At 32.6% G+C, this 11,867-nt stretch carries 15 protein-coding genes and 1 pseudogene; 7 read left to right on the top strand and 9 right to left on the bottom strand.

Annotated features, from left to right (window positions below; all coding sequences use genetic code 11):
- Positions 1-8 precede the first annotated feature (8 nt).
- Both IKS50_RS06140 and IKS50_RS06135 read right to left on the bottom strand, forming a co-directional pair.
- On the bottom strand, positions 9-488 hold the full coding sequence (locus IKS50_RS06140) for a GNAT family N-acetyltransferase (protein WP_292847002.1): 480 nt from the start codon (positions 486-488) through the stop codon (positions 9-11).
- Between the two features lie 72 nt (positions 489-560).
- Positions 561-1,028 carry a hypothetical protein gene (locus tag IKS50_RS06135; protein ID WP_292847000.1) on the bottom strand — a complete coding sequence of 156 codons (468 nt, stop codon included), beginning with the start codon at positions 1,026-1,028 and terminating at the stop codon, positions 561-563.
- A gap of 110 nt (positions 1,029-1,138) precedes the next feature.
- Between IKS50_RS06135 and IKS50_RS06130 the strand changes: the two genes are divergently transcribed.
- Complete coding sequence (locus IKS50_RS06130; RefSeq protein WP_292846997.1) at positions 1,139-1,537, top strand: PaaI family thioesterase; 399 nt, start codon at positions 1,139-1,141, stop codon at positions 1,535-1,537.
- A gap of 23 nt (positions 1,538-1,560) precedes the next feature.
- Here IKS50_RS06130 and IKS50_RS06125 read toward each other — a convergent pair whose 3' ends face one another.
- Positions 1,561-2,454: a lipopolysaccharide assembly protein LapB gene (locus tag IKS50_RS06125; RefSeq protein WP_292846994.1), complete on the bottom strand. Its 894-nt coding sequence runs from the start codon at positions 2,452-2,454 to the stop codon at positions 1,561-1,563.
- On the bottom strand, positions 2,455-2,745 hold the full coding sequence (locus IKS50_RS06120) for a lipopolysaccharide assembly protein LapB (protein WP_292846991.1): 291 nt from the start codon (positions 2,743-2,745) through the stop codon (positions 2,455-2,457).
- 511 nt (positions 2,746-3,256) lie between these two features.
- On the opposite strand from IKS50_RS06120, the gene IKS50_RS06115 reads away from it, so the two are divergent.
- The 6 genes and pseudogenes from IKS50_RS06115 (at position 3,257) to IKS50_RS06090 (ending at position 7,764) form a co-directional block, all read left to right on the top strand.
- Positions 3,257-3,775 carry a nitroreductase family protein gene (locus IKS50_RS06115; protein WP_292846988.1) on the top strand — a complete coding sequence of 173 codons (519 nt, stop codon included), beginning with the start codon at positions 3,257-3,259 and terminating at the stop codon, positions 3,773-3,775.
- Positions 3,776-3,859: 84 nt separating this feature from the next.
- Entirely contained in the window at positions 3,860-4,168 is a 309-nt protein-coding gene (locus IKS50_RS06110; RefSeq protein WP_292846985.1) for a hypothetical protein, read from the top strand.
- 45 nt (positions 4,169-4,213) lie between these two features.
- Positions 4,214-4,717, top strand: a pseudogene (gene mtrA / locus IKS50_RS06105) (tetrahydromethanopterin S-methyltransferase subunit A); the annotation flags it as partial.
- 394 nt (positions 4,718-5,111) lie between these two features.
- Positions 5,112-5,456 (top strand): hypothetical protein, encoded by a 345-nt coding sequence (locus tag IKS50_RS06100; protein ID WP_292846979.1) that lies wholly within the window; start codon positions 5,112-5,114, stop codon positions 5,454-5,456.
- Positions 5,457-5,530: 74 nt separating this feature from the next.
- Positions 5,531-6,094: a restriction endonuclease subunit S gene (locus tag IKS50_RS06095; RefSeq protein WP_292846977.1), complete on the top strand. Its 564-nt coding sequence runs from the start codon at positions 5,531-5,533 to the stop codon at positions 6,092-6,094.
- Complete coding sequence (locus IKS50_RS06090; protein WP_292846974.1) at positions 6,091-7,764, top strand: N-6 DNA methylase; 1,674 nt, start codon at positions 6,091-6,093, stop codon at positions 7,762-7,764. Before IKS50_RS06095 ends, IKS50_RS06090 begins: the two co-directional genes overlap by 4 nt.
- On the opposite strand, the gene IKS50_RS06085 is transcribed toward IKS50_RS06090, so the two are convergent.
- The 5 genes from IKS50_RS06085 to hemC all read right to left on the bottom strand — a co-directional run bounded on the left by IKS50_RS06085 (position 7,747) and on the right by hemC (position 11,632).
- A complete protein-coding gene (locus tag IKS50_RS06085; protein WP_292846971.1) occupies positions 7,747-8,676 on the bottom strand; it encodes an ARPP-1 family domain-containing protein in 930 nt (309 codons plus the stop codon). The two genes, IKS50_RS06090 and IKS50_RS06085, sit on opposite strands and share 18 nt — an antisense overlap.
- A gap of 29 nt (positions 8,677-8,705) precedes the next feature.
- Complete coding sequence (locus IKS50_RS06080; protein ID WP_292846968.1) at positions 8,706-9,077, bottom strand: HIRAN domain-containing protein; 372 nt, start codon at positions 9,075-9,077, stop codon at positions 8,706-8,708.
- Positions 9,078-9,170: 93 nt separating this feature from the next.
- Entirely contained in the window at positions 9,171-9,782 is a 612-nt protein-coding gene (locus IKS50_RS06075; protein ID WP_292846965.1) for an orotate phosphoribosyltransferase-like protein, read from the bottom strand.
- A 9-nt stretch (positions 9,783-9,791) separates the two neighbouring features.
- Complete coding sequence (locus IKS50_RS06070; RefSeq protein WP_292846962.1) at positions 9,792-10,748, bottom strand: Gfo/Idh/MocA family protein; 957 nt, start codon at positions 10,746-10,748, stop codon at positions 9,792-9,794.
- 14 nt (positions 10,749-10,762) lie between these two features.
- On the bottom strand, positions 10,763-11,632 hold the full coding sequence (gene hemC / locus IKS50_RS06065; RefSeq protein ID WP_292846959.1) for a hydroxymethylbilane synthase: 870 nt from the start codon (positions 11,630-11,632) through the stop codon (positions 10,763-10,765).
- Between the last annotated feature and the right edge of the window lie 235 nt (positions 11,633-11,867).

Here is an 11,867-nt window from a genome sequence, read left to right as displayed (position 1 = left end):
ATTCCTTTCTATTTATTTTTCACGAAGTTTTCCAAAGCATCACCTTTGAAATGGAATACGTTCCAATCTTTCTGTTCGGCACCAATTGATAAGTAAAAGTCAATGCTTGGTTTGTTCCAGCTAAGGCAGGTCCATTCAAAGCGACCGTAACCTCTATCAAGCACAATATTTGCAAGTTCTTTTAAAAGCGCTTTTCCATAACCTTTGCCACGATATTCGGGGTCAATAAAAAGATCTTCCAAATGCATATTCACATTTCCAATGTAGGTTGAAAAACTTAAAAAATACAATGCAAAACCGATTACTTTATCATTTAAGTAGGCAAATATTACTTCTGCTTGTTTTTCATCAAAAACCCACTTTTCAATATCGCTTTCAGTTGCGATAACTTCATCTAATCTTTTCTCATAATCGGCAAGTTTTTTAATATATTCTAAAATTAAAGGAGAATCCTGTCTTTCAGCTATTTTAAAAGTTAAATCTGTCATATAATTACTTTTAAAATTTCAGATTAATATTCTTATGTAAATAAATAAAAAAAAGGAGAATAGATTTAAAATCTATTCCATTTCTAAACTATTGAAGATTTCCGCAGCAGGGTTGCCTTCAGAGTTTAAATCAGTATCAAAGTTTGGATCATCACTTGAAACAGTAACTAAGATATTACCGTCGTCGGATAATACAATATAATTGTAAGAATTAATGTCAGTTCCAGGTACGGAGAAAGCTTGTAGATTAACTTCTAAACCATCTAAGTCTTGAACATTTTCTTCAATCAATTCTTTTCCTTGTGATATGAAGGTTTCTTTAGCAGCTTCTATGTCATCTCCAACGTTGGTTGAAAATACAATTGCGTTGTTATCATCCATTTGCATTACTACAGAATCATCAGTAGTATTTAATATTGTGTATCCTTCAGGTACTGTGAATGTATAACCTGCAACAGAAGCATCTTCCGCCACTGCCATTCCGATACTTGAGACAAAAATCAAAATTATTAGTGCGACAAATACTTTATTTAATTTCATTTAATTACCTCCCGTATTTTGGTAGTTAAAAATATGTTGAAATAGATATTTATTAATTGCTATCTGCAATTTTATTAATATGAATAAATAAATAATTATCTGGTGTACTTATGGTAAATTATGAAACAGTTGAAAGCGCAAGAGAATTCTTCTACAAAGACAAATTTGCAGTAAATGCAGGAATAACATTAGATGACTTGACAGAGGACAAGGCAATTTGTTCACTAAGAGTAACTGATGAGCATAAGAATGCTTATGGAGGAGTAATGGGTGGTGTAATATTTACATTGGCCGATTTTGCTTTTGCAGTATTGTCCAATCAGATTCATCAGTTAACTGTGGCCCAACAGGTAAGTATAAACTATTTGTCTGCTCCTAAAGGAGAAAAACTCATTGCAGAGGCAACATGTCGTAAAAGTGGCCGCACATCTTCAATCGTAATTGTTAATGTATCCGATGACACCGGCCGTGATGTTGCACAATTTGTAGGAACAGGTTTTAAATTGTAATTTGATGTATTAAAAATAATGCCCTATTTTTCATATCCGAGGACTGTATTAATCCATTTCATCCGATTAAGTAACTTAAAAAATTCTTCATGCTTTACAATTCCTCCACTATTGGGATTGAGCTTGAAAGCCTCCTCAAATGAGTTGATTGCATTTGTGATTTTTCCCATACGAATGAACAATTCTCCCTGGGCAAACCATATTTCATCGTAATTAGGATTTAAATTGATTGCCTTTTTAAAAAATTCAGCCGATGTTTCAAAATCTTTCATTTCCCAACAATAAATGGCTTTCTGCATGAGATCATGTGGGGTTATTGTTGTGTCATGTTTCTTTTTAAGCATTTCTGATTTTAAACCGATTGCAGTAATGTTTTTTGTTTCGATTTTTAAAACTAGGTTATAGCAGTCTTCCGCTTTTTCAAATTCATCTAATCTGACAAGATTCCTTCCCTTTGAAAGTAGTCCCGCAATATTATAAGGGTCATCATCTAAGATTCTATCAAGATATTCAATTGCCTTTTCGTTCTGATTAGTTATTTCCAAGTAATGCGCTTTTTGAAATAGCCCAATAATGTTTTTTGGTTCTATTTTTAGTAGCTCATCTAATGTTTCATTCAATTCTTCATTTCTTTTAAGGGAAATTAATGCATTTGTTTTTAACATTAGGAGAGTCCTGTTTTTCTGGTGTTGTAACTGTTTGTTGCATTCTTCTAAAAGTAGTTCATTATATCCTTTTGCTTTTATGTCGTCTCCAAGCAGACCATATAATTGCGCTAAATTATTCAGGGCATTTAGATTATCGGGTTCTATTGCAAGGCATTTTAAATAAATATTCTTGGCCTCAATATAATTTTTTTCTTCTAAACGTTTGTTCGCCTTTTTTAGCATTATTTCAATGGAATCTTTTTTAAACATTTAATCACTCCTTAAATATGCAGCAATATTAAGTAATGCGTGAATATTGTAAGGGTTTAAATTTAATAGTTCATTTGTCGTTTCCAGTGATTTATATGGTTTATTTAATAAGGTTAATGAGTGCATTTTAATTTGTAGTGTGTCTTCATTTTTAGGGGATTCGTCACAAAGTTTAATGATATTTTTAAGGCATTCTTCATATTTTCCTTTTTGATTAGTAATACTGTAAATTTCTGCGATTTCTATCATGCGAGATATATCTTTCATATTAATATTGCTCTTAAATTGCATATTTCTCACCAATTCTGTTTGTATTTACTTAATATTTTATTAATAGTTTTTAAATGTATCTATTATGCTATTAAATCAATATTTAGATTTTATCATTGATTTTAAGCTTTTTAAAATATGGATTTTATTGCATTAAATTTGGACTTTTCAAAAAAGATTTTAAGAGATTTTTTTTAAACCATTTAATTTATAAACTATGAAAGTAATAATTAATAAGTGACTGATTAACAAGTCGTGAAAAATAACATTTCGAAGTTGCTCTGCCGCAGCTTCGATTTTTTTTAAACAATTGATTGTTGATTAATGCAACAATATACTAATTTATTTTTTCAAACATAATTTTTTTCAAGTATTTTAAAATTACATTTAATTAAATGGGGTTTGATTTGATTTCTATTAATTTAATTATGCGTGATTTTCAATTTCTATAATGCAATGCCAATGTTGAAAGAATAATTGTGCCAATGGTATATCACAATATATAATTACATTATTTTCTAAAAATATTGCTATGGAACTTATTGATGTAATGCTTAAAAGAAGAAGTACAAGAAAATTTAGTGATGAACCGATTACAAAATCGGAATTGGATAAAATTTTACAAGCGGCACTTCTCGCACCGACAAGTATGAATCGTAAACCATGCAACTTCATGGTTGTTGAAAGAGAAGAAACTTTAGAAGAATTATCCAAATCTAAAGATCATGGTGCGGATTTAATTAAGGGCGCTAATAAAGCAATAGTTGTCGTTGGGGATACTATGATTGCAGATACTTGGATTGAAGATTCTTCAATTGCTCTAACTTACATGCATTTAATGGCAACTGAGTTGGGTCTTGGAAGTTGTTGGGTTCAAATCCATTTAAGAAGTAAGAACGGCAAGGATTCTGAGGAAATTGTTAGAGATATTTTAAAAATCGATGACCATTATAGGATTGTTGGAATAATGGCTTTAGGCCATTCTGAAGATATTCCTGATGCTCATACGCTGGACGACATCGACAAGAACAAAATACATTTCTTGGTTTAGCTACTTAACACCCTTGAAAAGTTACAAAATATTTATAAATTATTTAAATATAATTTCTATATAGAAATCAGAGAGGGTATTAAAATGCATGTTAAAGATTTGTTAGATGATTTGGATATAAGAGTTAAATTGCCACAGCACTGGTATTCAACGGATATTAGTAATGAATTTGAAGATGCGGAACTTCTTCAAAATGATGATATCATAAAAATAGAAGCTGCTGGTGAGGAAAACACTAAACTAATCATAATTGATGTTAATGAGGGAATGAGTGTTGTTACAAAATTCCCTGATGAAAAAGTTATCGGTGTAAAATACTTGCAAAACAAGGATGACTTTGAATATATTGGGAAACCTTCTGAACTATACTACCAAAGTTTTCAAAATATTTAAATATTCTTATAAATAAATTCAAGTATGCAATAGGAGGAATCAATCATGGCTGATAAAAAAGCACCTGCAGATGGTTGGCCGGTAATTAGTGGTGACTATATTGTAGGAGATCCAGAAAGTCCAGTTGCAGTAACTACTCTTGCTTCTCACATTGAAGCAGAATTATCTGGAGCAGCTATTGCAGGACCATGTAAAACAGAAAACTTAGGTATTGAAAAAGTTGTAGCGAATATTATATCTAATCCAAATATTAGGTTCTTGATTTTGGCTGGTGCTGAAGTGCAAGGTCACATCACCGGTCAAAGTATTCAGGCATTATATGAACACGGTGCTGACGCAGATAAAAAGAAAATCATCGGCGCTACTGGGGCAATTCCTTTTGTTGAAAATGTTCCTCTCGACGGTATTGAAAGATTCCAACAACAATTAGAGATAATTGACTTAATCGATACAGAGGATATTGGAACAATTCAATCTAAAATCAATGAATGTATTGAAAAGGACCCTGGTGCATTAGAATCCGATCCAATTGTAATGGAAGTTGACGAAGAAGAACAAAAGATGGTAATCGTCGACAAGAAAGATAAAAAGAAAAAAGATGAGGCGTAATCTCTGCCTCTCATTCTATTTTTTATTCAACAATTTCTATACTTTTTTTAATCTTAAACTTTAACCTTTTTTTAATATTTGTGCATAAGCACGGACTCACTTTTTTGCATTTTTTTAAAAAATACAAAAACCTTTATATATAACCTGAAATATATATTATTTTGCAGTTGAAAACTGTAATTTTTTGAAAAATATAATTAAAATAGTTAAGTTTATATACTATGAAATTCAATGTATTATTAGAAAGGGCATAACTTTCTAAAAAATGCATTGACACTAAAGCCACACCATTGTATTTTAAGGTGAAAAATAAAAAAATAAGCGAGGTAATGATATGAACTCAAAAATTAATTGGAGCGAAAAAGTAAAACATTTAGATGAAACAATAAGGAAAGAGATTGGTATTGAAGGCGAAAACGAAGCCAAACATATCTTAATCAAAGTTCAAACAAAAGCGTCAGAGGCAATCGAACCGGCATTCATTGTTGGTGAAGATGAAGTATTCCTTGATTTATTCGTATTATCACCGCAAGGTCCTGGAATCACCTCAACTGCGGTTTTGAAAGATAATATTCAAAGCGTAGGAGTAATTGGCGGAGTTTCCGCAGAAAAAATCGACCCATCAGAAATCCCTGATGAAACACCACTGCTCGATGATGTAGGAGGCCTCTACCAATAGATTAGTTTTGGCTCACCACCAAAACTAATGCTCATTCAACCACCATCACAAAAACTTTCTTCAAAGGGATAAAAATGCAAAAAATAATATTAAATGATATAGCAGAAATCATTTCCGGACTCTCATATAGGCGTTACTTAGATGAGGATGGGGAAAAATTCAAGGTAATTGTGCAAAGATCCATTAAAAAAGATGGAATATTATCCGATTTTGAAGAAGTGAAACTGAATGGCACCTTTAAAGACAGGTATTATACACGAAAAAATGATGTGTTAATGAAAATGACATATCCTTATGATGTTGTTTGCGTTAAAGATGAAGACTTGATAATAAGTGACAGGATTGCAATAATAAGACTCAAAAAGGGATTTGATCCGGAATTCATTGCACATCTGCTAACAAATGCTCATATTAAAAAGCAACTGCATGAACTCGGAGGTAGTGGAAAGCTGCCTCATACATCTCTTAAGGAAATAAAACAGCTTCAACTCATCCTTCCGGATTTGGAAACACAGATAAAATATGGGGAACTTTTAAACACGATCAATGATAAAATATTCGAAGACCAACGCCAGGTCGAATATGACAGACACCTCAAAGAAGCAATTCTAAATGATTTGTGGGGAGATAATCCATGAAAGATAAAAAATCAACAAATTACACCATTTTAAAACAACTGATGTCCAAATCCAGAGGGGTCAAGCTTCCTGATGAAATGGACTACATAGTTCTTTACACTTTTTTATATAAATATTGCTCAGATAACATAAAAGACTTCCTCTTGCTTGAATTAAAGGATAAGGAGTTAACCATCGATGAATCCTATAGGAATCCTGCTTATCAGGAAAGGGTGTCCTTCGATGCATTGAAATTATACGGATTTTATATTAAAAGATCTGAAGCTTTCATTGATGAGGTTGTTAACAATAATTACCTAAAACCAGGATTTCTGCCGGATTTCTTAAAAATATTTCCAGAATACTCAATATTCAGCTCAGAATATCATAATCTAAAATATTTTGATGATTTGTTCAAAACCATCGACAATGAAATCGATACTTATGAATATGATGAGGAAGTTACCAAAAATGTTTGCGAAATCATATATTTAATTTCCCAATTGGACGTTTTTGAATTGGATTTGGAGTTTAGTGATGTATTTGATATAATTTCTGCATCCAGATTGGCCCATGTCAGTTCCAATCCGGAATTCATCACACAAATATTGTCTAAACTGGTTTTAAGTGAAAAACAAACTATTGAAAGTGCTTACGATCCATTTATGAAAGATGGAAGCTCCATCATGAAATTGCGTAAAGAAATAGAATACGGTTTAAGCTATTGCTACGGCAAGGATATAAGTAGGCTGAATTATCTTTATACGATTGTCAGATTTTTCATAAATAACTTTTCATTTAAAAACGTATTTTTAAAACAGGAGGATGCTCTTGATTCAGTCGACATTAATGGAGCATCTTTTGATGTTATTCTATCCAGAATTCCGATAGCCATTAAGAATTACTATTCTTCAAATATCAACCAAAGCAGGGAAATGTCAAAAAGAAGCAAACGCAGCGAATTGGAAAATCTTTTGCTGAATAACTTCGGCATTGATGGGGATTCATTCAAATTAGACAGTGAATTAAACAGTGCTTTGGAAAATCTTGTCAATAAAATCGATGTTGAAAATGAGTTAAATATAGATTTTGAAGGACAATATGAAATTCTTAGGGATAGTGAATTTTTATTTTTGCTCAATCTGATTGATTCCCTAAAAGATGATGGAATAATGGCTATAAGCATTTCTGAAAATTTCCTATTCAAGAATTCACTTGAAATTCTTAGGAAATACTTGACATTGAAGAAAAATTACATTGATACGATTATTAGGATTCCGAATGAGATCAACCGTTCAAGGCCGGAAGTCGTAATCGTATTCAGGAAAAACAGGGTAAATAAGGATATTCTGTTCATTGACATGTCTTCAGACTATGAAACAAAAAGAAGCGATATTGTTTATCCGGGATTATTTAGAAAAAATCTCATTTTAGATGATACAACCATTGAAAAGATGGAGAATGCTTTTGTAAGGAGATTGTCATTGCCTAAATTCTCCAATTTAATTTCCATTGATGAAATAAAAAATAACAATTTTAATCTTTCAGTTTCCCGTTATGTGGACACATTTGAAGGGGAATTCATTTCCCTTGATGAATTGGTTATGGAAAAACAGGACATTGATTCCAACATCAGGGATTTAAATTTAAAAATAGAAAAGATGATGGATGAACTAGATATCCGTTTTTAAAGAGATATCTTCAATGACTCCATCCTCAATAATATCTTCTAACTTTTTAAAGTAGGATAAGTGAATAATTTGGTCCTTGTAGGTATAAAGTGTTCCAAGACCCTCATCATTTTCAAATTCAAATGCTTCTTCAACACCGTGATTCTGTTTTTCCTCAAATGTTGAAGCAAGAGCATTGTTAATCACCAGTTGTGCAGCATCAACATTTATTGTAAATGTCTTGTTTTCTATTTTTGAGTCGATCAAATAGCTTTTAAGTATCTTTTCATGAAACTCTTTGTAGATTTCAGAGTTTAGGAATAATTCAAAACCTTTGATTTCACCGTCTACAATAATCAAAACGCCATTTTGGCCCGGAACAATATCAAATTCGCTTATAATCTTGTTGTGGTCAATCTTTAGATTTTCATAGCTTTCTTCCATTGCGCTTGTAGGTGATGCGAATGAATTTTCAATTTCCAAATCATTGATTGATGACCAAATTACGTCTTGAAAATGATGATGCTTTCTTGAAGCGTATTCCTTCGCTCTTCTGGTGTTATAGTTTGCAATATAATTTGACTGCTTGAATTCGCTTTTAAAACCCCATCTTCCCTTTTCAGTACAGCTTACAGGTATCTTCATCTCACTTTTTGCATCAATCAGGATAGTTGCATTCACTATACGGTTCTGGTCTCCTCCAACTACTTCTTCACCATCAATTAAGATTAATGGTGTAACTGCCATATTTTTGACGATTAATGTGTTTACCTGTGAATTGTCACATTCTTTAACTTCAGCTAATCCCAATTCAAAACCTTTCTTAAGGGTCATTATGTCAATATATGATTTTTCAGTTTTTAGGGGGATTATTGCGAGGTTTTCGTGCACTTGCGGTTTTAAAAGTTCAATATCCTTGCCAAGGGTCATCATTTATATCATCTTCTAAATCGTAATGTGGTTTAATGTGGTGCTTCCAATTTTGATGGATTTTCACTTAAATAGTGAACATCACTTTCCGGATTTTCAATTTCTTCAATGAATTCATCTGCAGACAATATTTTGGCTATTGCATTATTGTCGGTTATGAATTTAACTTTAGCAAAGTATTCGTCATCAATTTTATCGAAAACACGGCCTGAACTCATGCAGCCTTTTATCACGGTATTTGTACTGTTTGCAACATAACCGATTTTTCCGAAATATCTTACTTCGCAGGCTATCGCTTCTGTATCATATTTGTTGTCAGGTTCTTTGACTAATTTGACTATTGCGTCTAATTTGAGTGGTTTTTCACCATGCAAGTTCTTAAAGGCCAGAATGGTAATGAACATTTTTTCACCTCTGTATTTAAAGTGTATCAATTAAGTTATTAATATTTTTTTTTAGTGTGGTGGTGTTTTAAATAATGAAAAAATTGTAGTAGATTATAATCTACTAACTTTAATTAAAGATTCAACAGGCACGCCTTCGATTTCGGAAAGGCCTGCTTTGTCGATTAATACTGTAACACAAGTAGGTTCTCCGCCAAGGTCTTTTACAGTGTGGATAACTTCTTTTGCGGTTTTTCCGCTTGTGATTACATCATCAACAATCACGACTCTTTTTCCTTCAACGCTTCCGAAGTTGGTACTGATGGTACCTTCGTCGTTGCTTTCGTCAGCATCTTTTCTATGTTTATGAGGGTGGAAAATAGCTAAGGAAGTATCTTCTCCGCTCATATCTTCAATCAAATCGGCCATTACTGTTGCAAATGGAACTCCACTAACTGCAACACCAACTACAGTATCAGCTTCCCCATGTGATAATGCCATATCACTTAAAGCGCCTGAAACATAACTTAAACGGGTTGAGTTTCCACCAATGCTTTTCCAGTTTATAGCAAAATCAACTGGAGCTTCTGTTTTCTCTTCAGTTGTTTTTTGAAGAGTTAACCATCTAGCAGTATCCATACTAACATTCAATTCGTCAGCAATTTCCCCAGTGGTAAATCCATGTTGTCTGAGTTCTTGAGCTTTTGCTATTAATTTTTCTTTCACATTATCACCTTACTTAAGTTCTTCAAAACTAATTGGTTTATGTTCTTTAGAGGATCTGTTTGCAGCAATAACCATTTTAAGAGCTTTAAGCCCATCTTCACCAGTAATTTCTGGTTCTTCTCCATTCATCACTGCATTTAAGAATGATCTTAATTCACTTTTAAGCGGTTCTTCGTGTTTAATTTGAATATCTTGGGCAAATTTACCATACACTTCAATGCTCTGTTTAATATAATCTACAGATATGATTCCTGCAGTACCGGTAAGTTCCAATTCTCTACGTTTGTATGGAGTCAACCAATTTACCTCAACAATTCCTGTAGATTCGTTGTCAAAGTTAACCATTATTTCTGCATGGTCTTCAAATTCACTGTCATCGAAACTACAGTTCATTGAACCGTAAACTTGAGTAACTTCTTCTTCAAATAAGTAATTCATTATATCTAAATCGTGAATAGCCAAGTCAATTGATACACCGACATCTTTAATTCTTGGTGGGAGTGGTCCTACTCTTTTTGCAAAAGCAGATACTACATCTCCAATTACTCCATCATCAATAAGTTCCTTAGCTTTTTGAACAGCAGGATTAAATCTTTCAACATGTCCGGTTGCAAGTAGAACGCCTGCTTCTTTAGCAGCAGCAATCATTTCTTCAGCTTCCTGTACTGTAAATGCAATAGGTTTTTCAACTAGAACATGTTTTCCATGTTTAATAGCTTCCATTACAACAGCATGGTGGAATGTGGTTGGTACACATACACTCACCGCCTCAATTTCGGGGTTTTCTAATAGTTCACTGTATTCTGTAAAACCTTTAGCACCGTATTTCTTTTCGATTTTTTTAAGTGCTCTTTCACTTACATCACTTACAGCGACTAAATTTGCTTCTTCCATTTTGTGGTAAACACGAACATGGTTTTCACCCATCGCTCCCACACCGACTACTCCTACGTTAACACTCTTCAATCTAATTCCTCCGTTTAAACATAATCCTCAAAAATTCTTCCAATGCGGCCGCCAAGTTCAACCGCATTTTTTATAGATCCTTTTTCTGTGTGTTCTTTAAGGATTTCTCCTTCTTTAGTTAATAATATTGAATAAATATTAAATTCATCATTTTTCACACGTGCTATAGCGCCTATTGGCCATTGACAACCAACGCCCAGCTCTTCAAGCACTTTTTTCTCTGCAAATACTTCTTGCATTGAGATGTAATCGTTTAATTTAGAAATTAACTCTTTTTTATCTGAGTCGCGCCTTGTAATTATAGCTAATGCACCTTGACCAGCAGGGGGAGTGATATAATCTAGTGGAAATACATTTTTAATATATTTTGTCAGATTCAATCTTTTAAGGCCCGCCTGTGCCATGATAGTTGCATCTAAATCGCTTTCTAAAGCTTTTTGAATCCTAGTTTCAATATTTCCTCTGATAGGTCTGAGTTCAAATTCTTTATTGTAAAGATTACAGAATGCTTCTCTTCTAAGACTGCTTGTTCCAAGGCGAGAACCTGGCCCCAGATCATTCCAGTCTTTTTTTGAGATTAACACTTCATTTGGAGATTCACGTTTTGGAACAGCAACAACTTCTAAATCTTCATCTAATTCAGTAGGCAAATCTTTAAAACTGTGTACTGTGAAGTCAACTTCCTCTTCTAAAAGAGCAATATCTAATTCTTTTGTAAAAAGACCTTTTGAATCCATGTTATATAATTGTGATGTAGTAATTTTATCTCCTTTTGTCTTGATAATCTCAACATCAATAGATTCGCCAGTTATTTTAGACAAATCAGCGCAAACTTGTTTTGTTTGGGCTAAAGCTAATTGACTCCCACGGGTTCCAACAATCATTAATTATCTCCAATTTAAAATTTTTTTATAGGTTATGGCCTATAAATTTTGTTACATTATTAACTATTGTATTAATATATATTAAATGTTTCAATTTGACTCTTTCAAAAACTTTGTTGATTTGAAATTTTTTAATGAAAATTAGTTTGTAATTTTTAATTTTGCTTAAAAATAGTTAAATTTAATAAATAGGTGGAGTAAAAGTTTTTATTATGCATAACCAAAAAACAAATAC

This window comes from Methanobrevibacter sp. (assembly GCF_017539065.1).
Classification (GTDB): Archaea; Methanobacteriota; Methanobacteria; order Methanobacteriales; family Methanobacteriaceae; genus Methanocatella.
The sequence above is the reverse complement of the archived record's forward strand: the minus strand, read 5'-3'. Positions and strand labels throughout refer to the sequence as shown.

What these genes read in the sequence shown, in the direction of transcription:
- IKS50_RS06140 (WP_292847002.1), bottom strand. Translation starts at nt 488, where the DNA reads ATGACAGATTTAACTTTTAAAATAGCTGAAAGACAGGATTCTCCTTTA.
- IKS50_RS06095 (WP_292846977.1), top strand. Translation starts at nt 5,531, where the DNA reads ATGCAAAAAATAATATTAAATGATATAGCAGAAATCATTTCCGGACTC.
- IKS50_RS06080 (WP_292846968.1), bottom strand. Translation starts at nt 9,077, where the DNA reads ATGTTCATTACCATTCTGGCCTTTAAGAACTTGCATGGTGAAAAACCA.
- IKS50_RS06120 (WP_292846991.1), bottom strand. Translation starts at nt 2,745, where the DNA reads ATGCAATTTAAGAGCAATATTAATATGAAAGATATATCTCGCATGATA.
- IKS50_RS06100 (WP_292846979.1), top strand. Translation starts at nt 5,112, where the DNA reads ATGAACTCAAAAATTAATTGGAGCGAAAAAGTAAAACATTTAGATGAA.
- IKS50_RS06110 (WP_292846985.1), top strand. Translation starts at nt 3,860, where the DNA reads ATGCATGTTAAAGATTTGTTAGATGATTTGGATATAAGAGTTAAATTG.
- IKS50_RS06090 (WP_292846974.1), top strand. Translation starts at nt 6,091, where the DNA reads ATGAAAGATAAAAAATCAACAAATTACACCATTTTAAAACAACTGATG.
- IKS50_RS06125 (WP_292846994.1), bottom strand. Translation starts at nt 2,454, where the DNA reads ATGTTTAAAAAAGATTCCATTGAAATAATGCTAAAAAAGGCGAACAAA.
- IKS50_RS06135 (WP_292847000.1), bottom strand. Translation starts at nt 1,028, where the DNA reads ATGAAATTAAATAAAGTATTTGTCGCACTAATAATTTTGATTTTTGTC.
- hemC (WP_292846959.1), bottom strand. Translation starts at nt 11,632, where the DNA reads ATGATTGTTGGAACCCGTGGGAGTCAATTAGCTTTAGCCCAAACAAAA.
- IKS50_RS06115 (WP_292846988.1), top strand. Translation starts at nt 3,257, where the DNA reads ATGGAACTTATTGATGTAATGCTTAAAAGAAGAAGTACAAGAAAATTT.
- IKS50_RS06085 (WP_292846971.1), bottom strand. Translation starts at nt 8,676, where the DNA reads ATGATGACCCTTGGCAAGGATATTGAACTTTTAAAACCGCAAGTGCAC.
- IKS50_RS06130 (WP_292846997.1), top strand. Translation starts at nt 1,139, where the DNA reads ATGGTAAATTATGAAACAGTTGAAAGCGCAAGAGAATTCTTCTACAAA.